Source organism: Planctomyces sp. SH-PL14 (assembly GCF_001610835.1).
Taxonomy (GTDB): domain Bacteria; phylum Planctomycetota; class Planctomycetia; order Planctomycetales; family Planctomycetaceae; genus Planctomyces_A.
In genome coordinates, this window is sequence record NZ_CP011270.1 from 2,723,556 (window position 1) to 2,739,762 (window position 16,207).

Here is a 16,207-nt window from a genome sequence, read left to right on the forward strand (position 1 = left end):
CCGGGGCGGTCGGGGGTCCACAAACCGAAAAAACCGCGTTTCGGAAGTGACTTGGAAACTCGCCCAAACCTGAAGGCATAGTGAGATCCGGAGCGGGTCGATCTGGTTCCAAGTCGGCCATTTGCGACAATATCAGGAATTCCGCGGCCCTCGCCTCCGGAGGGGTGTTTCATCTCATCAGGACGGCGTCACCCGCCGTAGGTTGGTGAGGTAGAGGGAGCGCGGGAGCCGGAACGGCCGCCACACGCCGCGGCCGTTCCGGTCCCCGCGTCATCAGTCAGCGTTTGTTCAGGTCAGGACCTCAATGGATATCGGCGCTCTTCTTCTGCAGCGGGGGCTTATCCAGTCGCACCAGCTCGCCGGAATCCGCGGAAACGGACGCCGGGTCGACCAGATCCTCGTGGAACAGGGGGTCATCACCGAGGAGGCGGCCCTCAAGGCGCTCGCCGATGAACTCGGGATGCGGTTCGTCTCGCTCAAGAACTTCGAGGTCGACCGCAACCTCCTGATGCAGTTCCCCGCCACGGCGATCTTCCGCCACAGCGTCCTGCCGCTCGAAAGGACGGGCGAGTGGGTCACGATGGCGACCTCCGACCCGTTCGACCTCGAAGCCCTCGACGAGCTGAGCTCGCTCGGCAACTGCCGGATCCAGCCGGTCATGGCCTGCCGGGACGAGATCGTCGAGCTGATCAAGCAGAACCTGGGGGTCGGCGGCGACACGATCAACCAGCTCGTCGCGCAGCGGGCCGAGGAAGGTGTCGAGCTCCTCGACGCCCTGCCGGAAGGGGAAGTCGACGAGGCGGCCCTCGCTCCCTCGGTCATCCGCCTCGTGAACGAGCTCCTGATGGAAGCTCTCGAGCAGCGGTCGAGCGACGTGCATCTCGAGCCGCAGGAAAAGGGCTTCGTCATCCGCTTCCGGGTCGACGGCCTGCTGCGGGTCCAGCCGGTCCCGCCGGAGATCAACCACTTCGCCTCGGCGATCGTGACCCGTCTCAAGATCATGGCCCGGCTGAACATCGCCGAGAAGCGGCTGCCGCAGGACGGCCGCATCAACCTCCGCGTCCGCGGCCGGGAGATCGACGTCCGTATGTCGATCATCCCGATGCTTCACGGCGAGGGGGTGGTCCTCCGTCTTCTCGACAAGTCGCGGATGGTGTTCGACCTGAAGCGGGTCGGGATGCCGCCGGAGCTCGACGCCAAGTTCAAGGACATCATCTCGCTGCCGCACGGGATCGTCCTGGTGACGGGCCCCACCGGGAGCGGAAAGACGTCGACGCTCTACAGCGCTCTCGGGACGATCAAGTCTCCCGAGACCAAGATCATCACGGTCGAGGACCCGGTCGAATACCACATGGACGGGATCAGCCAGATCCAGGTCCACGCCAAGATCGGCCTGACGTTCGCGGCCGGTCTCCGCAGCATTCTCCGTCACGACCCGGACGTCGTGCTGATCGGAGAAATCCGCGACGGCGAGACCGCCACCAGCGCCATTCAGGCGTCGCTGACGGGCCACCTGGTGTTCAGCACGCTGCACACGAACGACGCCCCCAGCTCCTTCACGCGTCTGGTCGATATGGGTGTCGAGCCGTACCTCGTTGCCAGCACGGTGGAAGGGATCCTGGCCCAGCGTCTGGTCCGCGTCCTCTGCAGCCATTGCAAGGAGGAGTTCACGCCCGACGAGGAATCGCTTCCCGACGATCTCCCCCGGCCGGTCAAGACGCTGTGGCGGCCGAAGGGGTGCCGCAACTGTCGCGAGTCGGGCTTTGCGGGCCGGACGGGGATTTTTGAGCTGTTGATCAACGACCCGGTGATCCGGAACCTGTGTGTGGAGCGGGCCAGTGCTGCGACGATTCGCGACCATTGCCTCAAGCATGGGATGACGACGCTCCGGCAGTCGGGTTACCAGAAGGTGCTGTTGGGACAGACCGCGATTGACGAAGTGGTTCGGACGACCCGCGGCGACATCGGTTGAGGCAAGCACGTTCTGGCCGGCACAGCTCGATAGCTCAAACCCAACGTGCGACGGCAGCCTGGGGTCAAGGGGGCCACGCCCCCTTGCCGCCGGAGGCGCTTCCATGAGGAACCGTGGGACACAACGGATGTCCCCTTTGTGGTGCCGGCGTTGAGGACTCCCTGCTCGCCTTGGAATCCCAGCGGGTTGGTGAGGGGGAATACGGCAAGTTGTCCGCGTTTGGACACGTGCTCCTTCAGATATCTCTCGACGAGACGGCCTCCGGCGGGCAAAGGGGCGTTGCCCCTCTGCACTCCCCACCAGGGGTTACCCCCTGGACCCCGGTGCCTGTCACCCGCTACCCACTTCGCCCCCAATCCGCTATCAGTCCATACCCCGATGACCAAGCCGGCGGAGCCACCCACTTGCATCGACTCATCCCCGCCTCCCTCGCAACCTTCCTCGCCTCAGGCTTCGGCATCGGCTTCGTCCCGTTCGCCCCCGGAACCTTCGGCAGCGTCCTCGGCGTCGCCCTCGCCGGCCTGCTATTGAAGTCCGGACTCCCCCTCGCCTGGTACGCCGCCCTCGCCATGGCGGTCTTCCTCTTCGGCATCCCCTGCACCCGCCGCGCCGCCGAAGTCCAGGGCGTCAAAGACCCCGGCTGGATCGTCCTCGACGAAATCGCCGCCGTCCTCTTCATCTACACGGTCATCCCCTTCACCTGGACAACCGCAGTCCTCGGCTTCCTCCTCTTCCGCCTCTTCGACGTCTCCAAGCCCTACCCGCTCCGCTGGCTCGAACGACTCCCCCACGGCTGGGGCATCATGGCCGACGACGTCGCCGCCGGCTTCTACACCGGCCTCCTGATGGCCATCGCGCGCCACTACGGCTGGCTCAGCGTCTAACGCCGGCCAGCCGCGTCGCATCTCACCCGGATCCCCGTCGGCCGGCCCTTACCCAGCAAACTCGTTCCCAACCTTCCGCGCCCGCGTCGGCTTGTCGAGATCGATCCCCAGCTGCAGGCCCACTTCCACCAGCAGGTTCCACCCGGCCGCCATCTGCACGAACGGCCCCAGGTCCCCCAGGTCCGGAATCAAAATCGTCGGGAACGGCGTCGGCCGCGACGAAATCGCAATGATCGACATCCCAATGTTCTTCTGCAGGACATCGGCAAACTTCTGCTCCGACTCGGCGTACGGCTCCACCCAGATCAGCACGTCGTCCGCGTTCATCACCTCTTCGATCCCGTGGACGGCGTACGTCCCCTCCAGGTAATCGGCCGACTTGCGGGTGATCTCATTCGTCTTGAGCGTCAGCTCCTCCGCCACCCCCTCATTCCGCCCCGCCCAGTAAATGTGCCCCGCCCGGGCGATCCTCGCGGTGACGTCGGCTGGAATCGCCACGGTCAACGCGGCCTGAACCGCCGCGGCCAGTTCCTCCCGCCGCCCCGCCAGCGCCGGCTTCCCGGCGACCTGCTCCAACAGCCCCCGATAGAAGAGGGCCTGTTCGACCACGCTCTTCGTCGCCGCGACCGCCCCTTCCGGCCCGCAGGTCAGGACGTAACCCCGCGTCGCCAGCGACTCCAGCTTCGAGTCCGCAAAGGCGGTGAGGCTGTAGCGGCTCGTGTGCCCCCCCTTCTGGAGCTTGTCGAACAGCCCGATCACCTCGGCGGTGCGGCCGGAGTTCGAAAGGGCAAACACCGACCACCCGCTCAGGTCATATTCCTGCGCCTGCCGGCCGGCGTCCGTGTGCAGTTCCAGCTTCCACCCTTGGCGGCGGGCGTGGGCCATCGCGCTCTTGGCGGGAAAAATCCGGCTCGACCCTTCCCCCGTCAGCAGGAGGCGTCCGGTCGCCGCAATCTCCTTGGCCGTCTCTCCGCCGCGGGAGGGATCGAACCCCCGGATGATCTCCGGAACGGCGAGCATGTCGCGGGTGAGGCCGAACTTCGTGTAGCGGGAATCCGTCGAATTCATGGATCAGGCAGGAGTCGAGTCGGGAACGGAAGGCAGGCGATGCGACTGCGGGACGCTACACAATGCCGTGCCGACCCCGAACAGTCAAACCGGGCCGGATGAACCGTGCCCGCCCGGCGAATTCCCCGGCGAATTCCCCGGCGAACTTCCCCGCGGCTTCCGGCCCCGGACACCCCGCCCTGAGAGGTCGCGCTCCCCCAACAGTCACCCGCCTCCTCGCGGCCCCCCTCCCAGCAAATCGCCTCACCGGGGAACCCCTCGTTGACGTCCGAACAGGCGGGGTCTACAGTCAACTACTTCGATTTCTCACAATCCGGTCCGAACGAGGGACGTTCGTCGGAGCAGAGCCGCTGCTTCCTCGGACCGCATCCCGGAACCCTTTCCGTTCGGTCCCGGTTCCCCGCCCACTCGAGCGCATCCGTTCTCATGGCGAAACCCGAAACTCCGCGACGTCCGGACCGTTCTCGTGACTCCGGCCAGCGGTCTTCGATCTGGCTGGTCTTCCTGCTGGTCCTGTTCGTCGGCGTTTCGATGTTCTATCTGAAGCCGCTGAGCGACCCGCGGGAGCTCACCTTCTCCGAGTTCCTGAACGGCGTCGAAAAGCACGAGTATCACGACGGGAACGTCTACGAGCTGCAGATCGGCGAGCAGGTCATCACGTTCCAGAACGCCCCGACCCCCAAGCGGTCGTTCCTGCTCAGCCCCTCCACGACCGAGACCGGAACCGACTTCAAGAAGTACCGGATCTATCTCCTCGGCATCCGCGACGAAGCGGTCGAGAAACTGCGCCTCGTTCTCCAGAAGAACGGCATCGACTACCGCGGCACCACCCCGCCCGCCTTCGACTGGTGGTCCCTCTCCAGCCTCCTGATGATGGGCCTGCTGCTCGGCTCGCTCCTCATCTTCTTCCGCAAGATGGGGGGCCCCGGCGCCGCCATGTCGTTCAGCCGCAGCCGCGGCAAGCTCTACGCGGAAGACGACGTCAAAATCACCTTCGACGACGTGGCCGGCATCGAGGAGGCGGTCGACGAGCTCAGGGAAGTCGTCGAGTTCCTCCGCACCCCGCAGAAGTACCAGGCCCTCGGCGGCCGGATCCCCCGCGGCGTCCTGCTCGTCGGTCCTCCGGGAACCGGCAAGACCCTCCTCGCCAAGGCGGTCGCCGGCGAAGCGGGCGTGCCGTTCTTCAGCCTCTCGGGCTCGGACTTCGTCGAGCTGTTCGTCGGCGTCGGCGCGGCCCGCGTCCGCGACATGTTCGCCCAGGCGGTCCAGAAGGCCCCCAGCATCATCTTCATCGACGAGCTCGACGCCCTCGGCAAGCGCCGCGGCGACGGCGGGCCGGGGAACCACGACGAGCGGGATCAGACCCTCAACGCCCTCCTCGTCGAGATGGACGGCTTCGGCACCGACCAGAGCGTCATCGTCATGGGGGCCACCAACCGCCCCGAGATCCTCGACCCCGCCCTGATGCGGCCGGGCCGGTTCGACCGCCACGTCCTCGTCGACAAGCCTTCCTACAAGGGGCGGGCCGCGATCCTCCGCGTCCACTCCAAGAAGGTCAAGATGGCGGAGGACGTCAACATCGACCACCTCGCCAAGATCTCCCCGGGCTTCGTCGGGGCGGACCTCGCCAACCTCGTCAACGAGGCGGCGCTCCTCGCCGCGCGGAACAACAAGCACTCGGTCGGGATGAAGGAGTTCGAGGAGGCGATCGACCGCGTCGTCGCCGGTCTCGAGAAGTCGTCGAAGATCATCCACGAGGACGAGAAGCGCCGCGTCGCCTACCACGAGTGCGGCCACGCCCTCGTCGCCTGCACGCTCCCGCAGACCGACCCGGTCCACAAGATCTCGATCATCCCCCGCGGCTTCGGCGCGCTCGGCTACATGATGCAGCGTCCCGACGACGACAAGCATCTCGTGACCCAGACCGAGCTCCACAACCGGATCTGCGTCCTGCTCGGCGGGATCGCGGCCGAAGAGGTCGTCTTCCAGGAGACCTCGACCGGTCCGCAGAACGACCTCGAACGGGCGACCGACATCGCCCGGCGGATGGTGACCGAGTGGGGGATGAGCCAGAAGCTCGGCCGCGTCAACTACGGCGAGGCCCGCCGCTCGGCGTTCCTCGGCTCCACGATGCAGGGCCCCGCCGACCACGTCCACAGCGAGCAGACGATCCGCGAGATCGACCTCGAAGTGAAGCGGATCATCGACGAGTGCATGGCGACGGCGCGGGAAGTCCTGCAGTCGCGGCGGGTGGTCCTGGAGCAGCTCACGAAGGAGCTGATCGAGATCGAGGTGATGGACTCGGAGCGGATCAACAAGATCCTCGACAGCCACAAGGTCGGTCCGCAGATCAAGCCGGGAACGTACGTCGATCCGCACGGCCCGACGGCGGCCGCGCACCCGGCCCCCGCGGCCCATCCGATCACGGAAGCGGACCTCCTCCCCAGGACCGGCGACAGCGCCTGATCACGGCAGCTCAAAGGTCCGCGGCTTCGGCATCTCGGATCGCCAGTCGGCCGCGGACCTCTCGGCCGGTTTCGGCGCCACCGGGCGGCAATCGCAACCGGGAAGACACCAGTAGACGCTCGTGTCCTGATCGATCCGGCCGACGAGCTTGGACGGGACCTCGCTGATCGTGTGCTCCCCGTCGAACAGAAAGAGCGCCGTCCCGGTCCGCACGATCAGGTAGCCCTTCATCATCCGGGGAAAGGGCTGATCGTGGAGATGCACGGTCACATGGCGGCCCCCGCCGTGCCCGATCGTCCGCAGAAACCACCCGTAGGTCGGGGGATACCACAGGAGGAACGAGGCCGCGACGACCAGACCGGCCATCGCCATGCCGCAGCCGATGGGCGAAATGCGTTTCACCGCCCCCATGGTCCCCGCGGCCAGCATCATGACGACCGGCGCCACGAGCTGGTTTCCCTGCAGCCCCACGCTCCGGACCACGGCCAGCCATCCCGACATGATGAACAGGATCGCCAAGAGGGCGACCGGCAGGAGCACCACCCGCTTCCAGGTCGGGAACTCGGTATCATCTTCGGACTTGAAGGACCTCAGGGCCGTCAGCACCGTCCAGGCCGCCAGGTAGATCGCGGCGGCGGACAGCGTGATGACAAAGCTGACGACGGCCGCCGTCTCGGCCACAAAGGGGATCCCGTCGGCCGGCGTCCGGACGCCGTAGTAGAGCACATACCAGTAGGCGCCGAGCTTCGTGAGAAACCCCGCGACCCCCGCGCTCCCGATCGCGCTCACCAGAGCGCCGATGACCAGCCGGATCGGCAGCGAGACCGGCCCGAGCGAACCGGCAACTTTCCTGACCCCCTCGACGAAGTTCGTCCCCATCCGGCCCCTCCCTACCCGTTGCCCCCGCTTCCCCGCGGATCATCGCTCGAGAGTATGGCGGCCCCTGTCCGGGCGTCCAATCCGCCGGCCCTCTCGCTCATTGCCGTGCTCGGCCCCGCTCACTTGGCCCGCTTCAGCTCCGCGATCTCGTCCTTGAAGCCGGCGATCTTCTCCGGGTCGAGGTGATCGCGGACGAGGTTCCGGAACGTCGTCACGAGCTTATTGATCCGGGCCTCGGCCAGCCGGTCCTTGCGGTCGCGGGCGGACTGGATCCCGCGGACGCGGACCGCTTCCACCCGCTCGTCGAAGTCGGCGATCGACGGGAGATCGATGATCCGGCTCGTGAGGCTTTCGATCTCGTCCCACTTGTCGAGCCGGGAGAGCTGCTTCGCGCGGGCCATGAACACCTCCCGCTGGCCGACGATGGCGATCAGCTCCCCTTCCAGGATGCTGAGCTCCCCTTCGACGGTGAGGCGGGCCGAATCGTCCGGCACCTCCAGGAGGAGTTCCGGCACAATCCCCGGAACGACCGGGACGCGGGCCAGGAGGATCGAGCCGCTGTGGACCTGCACCCAGCGGAGGACCTGGGCCGGATCGCGCGCCAGATCGATCCGCCCCAGCCGGTCCGTGGTCAGGGCCAGGGGAGCGGGGGCCGGCGCCGATTCGGGGGAGGCAGCGGCAGTAGCGGGAGCAGAAGGAGCCGCTTCACGCCGCTCGGGGCTCCCGTCCAGGACGTCGACACGGGCGCCGACGACCGGGTTCCCGGGATTGCCGTAGGGGACGATCCGCAGCCGCGTCCCCGCGAGAGAGGGGCGGGCCAGGATCGCCCGCAGCTCCGTCCGGCGGCGGCCGGGAACGAGCGGCGCATTGAAGGCGGACGCGATCCGGCCGACAACGAGGCTCCGGTCGCGCGACTCGACCGAGAGATAAGTCCACGGGACCACGAACCGCCGCAGGACCTCCCGCTCGCGGTTGAGCATCCGCTGAAACGGAATGAAGACGGTCTTCTCGGGGAGGGGGAGGAAGCGGGGATCGGAGGGGAGCAGCTCGCCCCCCTGGATCTCCAGCTCGGCCTCGGCCCCGTCGACCTTCCGGATCACGGCGAGAGGCCGGAAGGCGTCCGCCAGCATGGTCGTCAGCGCGGCGGCGACGAGCCGGGAGTCGGTCACGGCCCGGGCCGACCAGCTCCCCAGCGTCGCGGAGCTGCGGTCCCACTCGCCCGCCCGGAGCGTGTACTCCGCTCCGGCGACGTCGAGCGCCGCGAGGAACACCTTGTCTTCGGGACGGCCTTCGAGCGCCGGCCGCCACGCTTCGAGCGCGCGGGTCTCCGCCGGAATCGGAGACAGGACGAGTCCGCGGCCCGCCTCCTCGATCGCCAGCGGCTCCCACAGCGGCCCGGCCCCCGAACCGACCTGCTCCTGGAGATCGCGGAGAATTCCGCGGCGGACCTCCGGAGTCCACTCGGGCGCATCGGAAAAGGTCACCTGGATCGCGACGGAATAGGATTGCAGCCCCGGTCGCGAAGGGACGCGGACCACCGGTGCCGGCGCCGCGGGAGGGACAGCGCCGGGGTCGGCGGCCGCGGGCGAAGCGGTTGCGGCCGCCGCCTCGGACGGCGCGCCCGGCTGCGGATCCTGAGCCCGCGCGGCGGCGGACCAGACAAAGGCCGCGGCCAGCAGCAGGCCCCGCAGGACGCAGCCTCGGGGAGCGGGAGCGCGCGTCGTCATGGCAGCTCCATCCGGTACCACGGCTCGATCGTCCACCGGTCCAGGCTGTCGTAGACCTGCATCGGCACGGCCGGGAGGTCCCGGACCGTCTTGCGGACGACCTGGAACGAATCGGTCTCCCACAGCGGAATCACGGCGCAGTCGGCCAGGACCTTCCGCAGGACCGCGCGGGCGAACTCGCTCGCCCGGGCGGAGTCGGTGATCCGGTCCAGTTCGATCAGGTCGTGCCGCAGCCAGGAGGGGAGGTGATCCAGGTCGGCGATCCGGGCCACGGGGCTGGCGGTGACGAGGGGCCACAGATCGATCGTCGGCTCGGTGAGGACCGCCGCCCGGTACAGGATGTCCCAGTCCGCCGGGGGAGGAGGGCCGTCCGCCGAGATGATCTCGACCTGAATCCCGACCCGTTTCCAGGCCCGCACGAGCGCCTCGCAGGCGGCCCGCTCGACCGGCTCCCCGGGAGCGACGAGCCTCAGGACCGGGAGCTCCGTCCCGTTCCCGAGCTGATGCGCGGCGGCGAGCGACATTGCGATGGCGGTCGGGACGTCGTATTCGAGCGGCGGGAAGTCGCCCCGCGCGATGCTGAGCGGTTCCGGGAACGGCGTCCGGGAGACCCGGCCGTGCTGCCGCTGCAGACCGCGGAGCAGGACGTCGCTGAGGATCGCCTCGCGGGGAACGGAGCTCGCCAGCGCCCGCCGGAGCTCGCGGTTCCGGAGCGGGACGCTCCGCGGGTTGAACTGCAGGAAGTGCGTCAGCGGCAGGGCCATCGGCCGGACGTGGAACTCGCGCGTCGTCTCCGGGATCGCCTGCAGCTCCCGGACGAACCAGGCGGGCAGGTCCGGGACGAGCGACACTTCCCCCTGGACAAGCGCCCGGTACGCCCGGTCCGGACTGTCATAGACGTGCTCCACCACCTCCGCCGTCCGGTACCGCGGCTGCCCCCCCGGCTCCGGACGGGCGCGGCGATACGACACGGCGACGTCGGTCTCTTCGCGGACCGTGAAGCCCCCCGCCCCGTCATCTCGGTGCGCCGGCTGCTGCGGCGGCGGCTCCGCGGAGCCCCCCTCTCCTGCCGCCGGCGGCTCGGGCTCCCCGACGGCGATCCGGGCCAGGATCGGCTCGATCCGTGCGGGAACACGGCGGAACTCGATCGTCAGCGAGTACGGAGTCTGCACACGGACGGAGTCGACGTACGTCGCGAGACGTTCATCGAATGCCGGCGACGCGGAGTCGAGCCTGGCCAGGAGGGCCTCCCCGCAGGACTCGGCGGAGAGCGGGCCCTGCATCTCCCAGGGCTGGGCGTGCGTCCGAAGCGTCAGGAGCATCCGCCGCCCCAGGTCCTCCGGCTCCCAGTCGTTGAAGTACCGGGTCCGGTACGAGACCAGTCCCCCCTGAACCCGTTCGGGATGAAACAGCGGAGCGGGCCGGAGCGACTGCTCGCGCAGGTCGGCCCGCGACGGCGTGAGCCGCGGGCCCCGTCCGCGGGGATCGACCGTCCGGACGGTCCCGACATGCAGCCGGGGATAGCGCAGCAGGTGAGCCCGATGCCGGGCCTTCATTTCAGGGAGCTCCGGCCAGACCGCCGCCGCCACCTCGGCCCGGAGCGCCGCGGTCCGGACGTCCCCCCGCGCGGCCGCCTCGTCCGCTTCGGCCAGGATCCGCCGCGCTTCGCCCGCCAGCCGGTCGGCGATCGCGCTCGCCGCCGCGCTCTCGGGCCGCATCGCCCGGATCCGGCGATAGACGTGCTGGACGTTCGCGATGTTTCCGTCTCCCCACGCCCGCTCGCCCCAGGCCGCTCCCGCGCCCTCGATCACTTCCGACAGGCCGGGCAACTGCGAGTCCCGGCGGAACAGCTCCTCCGCCAGCACGAGCGCCGGCTCGAACTGCATCGTCTGCAGCCGCAGCCGGGCGTCGGCGAGAACGAGCTTGTTGTGGCGGTCGGCGACGCCGATCCAGGTGCCATATCGCCGCTCCATCAGGATCTGGAGCTCCATCGCGACGTCGATCTCGTTCGCCTCGACGAGCTGGTCGATCCGCCGCAGGACGAGGTCTTCGTGATGGAGGACCTGCTTCACCATCTTGATCGGGATGCGGTACTCGGGGAGTTCCGATTCCCCCGGCAGGATCACGGCGAGAAACTTCTGTTCGTCGATGCGGGCCTGGAGGTTCTCCATCTCCTCCGGCGGAGTCGTCGGCTTCAGCCGCAGGAGGTCGTTGTAGGCCCGGTCGATCTTCGCCAGCGTGTCGGGCCGCGGAACGACCGGCTCGACGACGAGGACGTAGTCGCCGGTCAGGACGATCCAGTCGTGCGGAGGCTCGGTCAGAAACTGCTCCGCCGTCGGGAGGGGGAGGTTCGCCAGTTGCGGGAGCGACTCGATCGACTCCGCGGGGGCCGGCTGAGCGGGCGACGCAGCCGGGGCCGCCGCGGGGTCCGCCGCAGGCGCTTGCGCGGGGGCCGGCTGAGCCAGGCTCGTTCGTCCCGCGCCGATGACGAGGAGCGCGACGAGAACCCGCGCTCCGCACCAGAACGCCTCGCGCCCCCGATCGATCCCGCGACAGGTCCGCCGGACTGCCGACATCATGGCCGGGCCTCCTGCGGAACCCGCTGAAAGCTCCCGTCGAGCGTCCCGACGTAGAGCTCCTGTCCGATCCGGAACGGCCCCGTCGCCAGGAGAGAACGCCCCCGCCGCGTCGATTCGATTTTCCCCGTCTCGGCATTCGCGGCGAAGACCGTCCCGTTCCGCAGGGCCACGTGAACCGTCGACCCCTCGACCCGGGGGGACCCGGCCAGGGACTGCCCCTCGAGGGGAATCGACCAGCGGGAGGCGAGGTTCCCCTCCGGACGAACGGCGTGCAGGGCCTTTCCGCGCTCCTCGACAAAGATCATCCCGTCGGCCGCCCAGAGGTCGTTCTCGATCGGCTGTTCGAAGGTCCGCTCCCCCCGCGGAGCGAGTTCGGAAGAAAACATCTTGAGCGTCCCGTTCGCGAAACCGACGGCGACGATTCCCCCCCCGACCCCCGGCGCGCCGCTCGGGACGCCGCCGAGATCGACCCGCGCCGCTTCGGCCAGGTGGAGCCGCGGCGTCGTCTGCAGCCGGACCAGCAGCATCTGGCCGGTCGACAGGACCGCCACCAGCGACTGATCGTCGAGCGGCGTCACCGACTGCCACGCCGGAGGACGCTCGTCCCCCTGGGCCAGCAGGAAGTCCTGGGCGCTCTCCCCCGCGGCCGACCGGAGCAGATGGAGCCGGCCGGGCATCGGAACGACGACCCGGTTCCCGAGGGCCACCGGCCGAGCGGAGGCGGCCCGCTCCAGCGGGACCTGGCGGTCGACCTGCCCCAGCCGGTTGATGAGCCAGGCCCGCGGATTCGGATCGCCGCTGACGGCGACGAGCTGGCCGTCCGGAAGACTCGTCGCCAGGAGCGGCGCGGTGAGGTCGTCCGGCAGGTTGAGCCGCGCGGGCGACGCCAGCGAGAACCCGGATGTCGCGAGCTGCGCGGGAGTCGCGCGGAACGTCGCTCCCGCCTCGGAGACGGCGATCAGGTCGCCCCCGTCGCCGGGGCCGGCCGACCACGCCAGAAACCGCGCCCCGACCACCGCCTGCCACTCGCTCGTCAGCTCATCGCGGTCGGTGTGGGTCAGCGTGACGGCATCGGTCCAGGCCCGCCGCCGGGCGTTGAAGAGCGTGCTCCCCGCCGTCTGGATCGGCTGCGAGGCGAGGCCCGCGCCGGTCGTCCGCTCGTCCGCCCCCAGGGCTCCCCCGACCAACTGCAGCTTGCGGAGCGTGCTCCCCGCCATCCAGACCTGCCGGTCCGAACCGGCGGCCAGGAACACGAGGCTCTTGCGGGGGGACTGTGTCTGGTAGACCGGCCCGACCGTCACCGGCGGCTCGCCGGCGTCATCGGAAATCGCGAAGGCGCTCACCCGCTCGCCGCTCGAGGGAACAAAGAGGTCCCGCCCGCGGAGGACCGGCGTATCGAGGACGCGGCCGGCGATCGTCCGCGCCGTCCGCTCCTCGGCCGTCGTCGCGGTGTCGACCACCGAGAAGTCGGCCGCCGGAGTCAGCACCCGCAGGACCGCCCCCTCGCCGACGTTCTCGATCGCCAGGAGATACCGCCCCATCGTCAGGAGCGGCGCTTCGACCGATCCCGCCCCGTGCCCGAGGTACGAGACCGTCTGGCATTCCAGCGACTGGCTCCCCAGCGTGTAGGCCACCTCGCGGTTCCCAACGACCAGCAGCCGCTCGCCGTCGCGCCACGCCGCGGGACCGGTCACATCCTGGGAGAAGGTCACGCGGGCCGCGATCCGCCCGGTCTCGAACTCGATCCGGTAGAGACGCCGCCCCTCGGTCGGAACATAGAGCGCGTTCCCGGCGAGAAGCGGATGCCCGCGGACCGGCTCCTCGAGCGTCTGCCGCCAGAGGAGCTTTCCCGAGTTCTGCTGGATCCGCTGCAGCTCCCGCCGCTGCGGGTCGAAGAGGACGAGGCTCTGCGTCGCCGGATCGGCGATCGGAAAGAACGGATGTCCCAGTCCGACCGGCCGCCGCCAGACGGGAGCCCCGGTCACGGTGTCGATCCCGTAGAGACAGTCCTTGGACTGAACGAACGCCGCCTCGCCGACCGAGACCTGATCGGACCGGGACCGGGCGGAAAAGACCCCCGTCGCCGGATCGGGCAGCTCGGACCGGGCGTCGTCCTTCGTCGCGTCGACATCGAGCGCTTCCGCCCGGGCGGTCTTCTTCTCCGCCTCCAGCGTCGACGCCATGAGCCCGGTCACCTTCCGATCCTCGGAGAATTCCGGATAGCGGGCGAGAAGATTCCGCCGCAGGACGAGCGCCTGCATCGGAGTCTGCTTCGCCAGGGCGTCATTGATCTCCTGAACCGCGGCGACAAACGTCTCGTGCCGCAGGTTCTGCTGGTCCGACACACGGGCCCGGCCTTCAATCTGCTTGAGAAGCTCCGCCGGAGGGGTCTCCTTCGGCGAATAGGTCAGAAGCAGCGTCCGGGCCTCTTCCGACACCGCGAGCAGGCCCCGATTGAACGCCTTCCCCGACTCCTCCGCCGCCCCGAGCGCCATTTTGCCGGCCCGCTGCGTGATCGCCGGATACTGGTCGGCGAAGCCGGACGTCTCCCGCTGCGCCGTGATGAACGACTTGAGCTGTTCCACTCCCGCCGGATAGTCCGGGGTCGCGGTCTCGATCTTGGCGTCGACCCGGGCGAGCCCCGCCAGGGCCCGCGCCCCTCCGGCCGAGGGATGCTCCGGATGAAGGTCCGCAAACGAATCCAGGGCCGCGATGGCGGAGTTCAGCTTGCCGTCCCGATAGAGCGTCTCCGCCGCCTGGAACTCCGCATCGGAGGACTGCCGCCCGGCCATCAGGTAGAAGACCCCCCCCACGATCGCGAGGACGAAGATCCCCGCCCCCAGCCCGATCACGAGCGGCGACCGCAGCGGATCCTGCTCGCTGGGCCGGCTGCCGCGGGACTGCAGCGCCTTCTTGAGCCGGTCGGACACCTCGGCCGCGGGCGGGGCCGCCCCGCGTGAAGCCTCCCGGCGGGGACTCACCGCCGCGCGGCGCTCCGGGATCCGCACCTCATCCTCTTCGTCCTCCTCCTCCGGGAGAGCGACCGGACTCGGCGTGGCAGCCGCCTTCTCCCGCCGGCGCTCCTGCCAAGACGGCCGTTCCTCCGGCTCGACCGCTGGCGGACCGCGCCGCAATGACCGCTCCTCCGGCTCCACCGGTGGCGTGCCACGCCGCAACGGCCGCTCTTCCGGAGGCTCCGCGGACGGAGCAGCCCGCCGCGACGCCGGCGGCGGGGTCAGCGGTGACAACTCCACGTCATCCGCCCGGGGCTCGACCTCCTCGTCCCGCGACGGACGCCGACCGCGCTTCGGCGGCTCGGCATCGGCCTCCGCGGCGTCTCCATCGACAAACTGATCGAACTCGGCGGCCGGGTCATCCCGGAGCCGACCCGCAATCCGTTCCGCCGCCGCGCGGTCGGGATCCTCCTCGACCCGCGGCCGTTTCCGACGCGGCGGCTCGACCGGACGCTCCCTGGCCGGCGGTCCCCCCTTATTCTTCGTCGAGGCCGGAGGCTCGTCCCGCTTCGCGGTCCCCGCGGGAACGACGTCCTTCTCCCGATACAGGACGTCGATTCCTCCGAACCGCAGTACGTCTCCCGCCTTCAGCAGCGCCCGCTGGACGACGGCCCCATTGACCTCGATCCCCTGCCCCCCCGCGGCGAGCGCCTCATAGCCGGACTTCGCCCACGCGATCCGGCAATGGAGCACGTCGACCCCCGCCTCGTTCAGGCTGATGTCGTTCGACGAATGGCTCCCGATCGACACGGGCGCCAGCTTCGAGAGCGGGTACCGGTCGATGTCGCCATTCGGATAAAGAATCTTGAGGGACGGCATGCGTAAAGGAGAAGGCTTTCGAGGGACAGGTCAGCGAGAGGGGGACGCGCTCGGAGCGAGGTGGAGGAAACGGGATCAGGGATCCCCCTTCCGGGAGAGCCGCCGCACGCGCTGCATGCCGACATCCATGGCGGTGTCGGTGATCGAGACGACGGTGCCGTGCTTCGCCTCGTACTGGGCCTGGATCAGGACCTCGGTCTTCTGCTCGCCGACCAGCTTCTGGTTCAGGACTTCCCGCAATTCATGGATCCCTGCCACGGCCTTCCCGTCGACCGTGATCCGGTCCTGCCCGTCGACCTCCACGATCACCGAAGACTCCTCGAGGTCTTCGATCGTCGGTCCCGGCGCTCCCCCGCCGGCGCCTGCCTCCTCGGCCTGCTCCTGTTCCTGAGGGGGGGACGTCTCCAGGACCTTCTGAGCCGCAAAGGACGCCGTCACCATAAAGAAGATGAGCAGCAGGAACGTGACGTCGACCATCGCGGTCATGTCGATGGCGTCGTTCTCCTGATGCCGCTTCCGCGAGGGATTCCAGTCCTCGTCCTCCTCGTCTTCGCTGTCGACGGGCCGCGTTCCGCGCCGGGTCTCCCCCGCTCCTCCGGCCGCCGCCTCCCGTTTCGCGATGAGCCCTTCGGCAGCCTCTTCTCCTTCGCCCGCATCGAGCGTCGGAACCGGCACCTCTTCCAGGCACGAAGGACAGACGGTCGTCCCGCCTGCCTTCCGCCGGCTGATGCTGAGGAGCTGCTGACAATGCTCGCAGCGGAACTGGATCGGCATCTCGGCTCACCCGCCTGTCTGCTGG

At 69.1% G+C, this 16,207-nt stretch carries 9 protein-coding genes; 3 read left to right on the forward strand and 6 right to left on the reverse strand.

Annotated elements, in window-relative coordinates:
* Positions 1–304: 304 nt before the first annotated feature.
* On the forward strand, positions 305–1,972 hold the full coding sequence (locus VT03_RS10700; protein WP_075092971.1) for a GspE/PulE family protein: 1,668 nt from the start codon (positions 305–307) through the stop codon (positions 1,970–1,972).
* A 404-nt stretch (positions 1,973–2,376) separates the two neighbouring features.
* The gene (locus VT03_RS34160; protein WP_075092972.1) at positions 2,377–2,856 is read left to right on the forward strand and encodes a phosphatidylglycerophosphatase A; all 480 of its coding nucleotides are present in this window, start codon (positions 2,377–2,379) and stop codon (positions 2,854–2,856) included.
* A gap of 48 nt (positions 2,857–2,904) precedes the next feature.
* On the opposite strand, the gene VT03_RS10710 is transcribed toward VT03_RS34160, so the two are convergent.
* On the reverse strand, positions 2,905–3,924 hold the full coding sequence (locus VT03_RS10710; protein WP_075092973.1) for an SIS domain-containing protein: 1,020 nt from the start codon (positions 3,922–3,924) through the stop codon (positions 2,905–2,907).
* A gap of 426 nt (positions 3,925–4,350) precedes the next feature.
* Here VT03_RS10710 and ftsH point away from each other — a divergent pair, with 426 nt between their 5' ends.
* A complete protein-coding gene (gene ftsH / locus VT03_RS10715; protein ID WP_082846766.1) occupies positions 4,351–6,390 on the forward strand; it encodes an ATP-dependent zinc metalloprotease FtsH in 2,040 nt (679 codons plus the stop codon).
* On the opposite strand, the gene VT03_RS10720 is transcribed toward ftsH, so the two are convergent.
* The 5 genes from VT03_RS10720 to VT03_RS10740 all read right to left on the reverse strand — a co-directional run bounded on the left by VT03_RS10720 (position 6,391) and on the right by VT03_RS10740 (position 16,182).
* The gene (locus VT03_RS10720) at positions 6,391–7,269 is read right to left on the reverse strand and encodes a hypothetical protein (protein WP_075092975.1); all 879 of its coding nucleotides are present in this window, start codon (positions 7,267–7,269) and stop codon (positions 6,391–6,393) included. It lies immediately after the preceding gene.
* A 119-nt stretch (positions 7,270–7,388) separates the two neighbouring features.
* Positions 7,389–8,996 (reverse strand): hypothetical protein, encoded by a 1,608-nt coding sequence (locus VT03_RS10725; RefSeq protein WP_075092976.1) that lies wholly within the window; start codon positions 8,994–8,996, stop codon positions 7,389–7,391.
* Positions 8,993–11,575 (reverse strand): ABC transporter substrate-binding protein, encoded by a 2,583-nt coding sequence (locus VT03_RS10730; protein ID WP_075092977.1) that lies wholly within the window; start codon positions 11,573–11,575, stop codon positions 8,993–8,995. The genes VT03_RS10725 and VT03_RS10730 overlap by 4 nt, the downstream gene beginning before the upstream one ends.
* Positions 11,572–15,408, reverse strand: coding sequence for a PQQ-binding-like beta-propeller repeat protein (locus tag VT03_RS10735; protein WP_075092978.1), 3,837 nt, complete (start codon positions 15,406–15,408; stop codon positions 11,572–11,574). The genes VT03_RS10730 and VT03_RS10735 overlap by 4 nt, the downstream gene beginning before the upstream one ends.
* 75 nt (positions 15,409–15,483) lie before the next feature.
* On the reverse strand, positions 15,484–16,182 hold the full coding sequence (locus VT03_RS10740; protein WP_075092979.1) for an ExbD/TolR family protein: 699 nt from the start codon (positions 16,180–16,182) through the stop codon (positions 15,484–15,486).
* Positions 16,183–16,207 lie beyond the last annotated feature (25 nt).

What these genes read in the sequence shown, in the direction of transcription:
- VT03_RS10725 (WP_075092976.1), bottom strand. Translation starts at nt 8,996, where the DNA reads ATGACGACGCGCGCTCCCGCTCCCCGAGGCTGCGTCCTGCGGGGCCTG.
- VT03_RS10700 (WP_075092971.1), top strand. Translation starts at nt 305, where the DNA reads ATGGATATCGGCGCTCTTCTTCTGCAGCGGGGGCTTATCCAGTCGCAC.
- VT03_RS10740 (WP_075092979.1), bottom strand. Translation starts at nt 16,182, where the DNA reads ATGCCGATCCAGTTCCGCTGCGAGCATTGTCAGCAGCTCCTCAGCATC.
- VT03_RS10735 (WP_075092978.1), bottom strand. Translation starts at nt 15,408, where the DNA reads ATGCCGTCCCTCAAGATTCTTTATCCGAATGGCGACATCGACCGGTAC.
- VT03_RS10720 (WP_075092975.1), bottom strand. Translation starts at nt 7,269, where the DNA reads ATGGGGACGAACTTCGTCGAGGGGGTCAGGAAAGTTGCCGGTTCGCTC.
- VT03_RS10710 (WP_075092973.1), bottom strand. Translation starts at nt 3,924, where the DNA reads ATGAATTCGACGGATTCCCGCTACACGAAGTTCGGCCTCACCCGCGAC.
- ftsH (WP_082846766.1), top strand. Translation starts at nt 4,351, where the DNA reads ATGGCGAAACCCGAAACTCCGCGACGTCCGGACCGTTCTCGTGACTCC.
- VT03_RS10730 (WP_075092977.1), bottom strand. Translation starts at nt 11,575, where the DNA reads ATGATGTCGGCAGTCCGGCGGACCTGTCGCGGGATCGATCGGGGGCGC.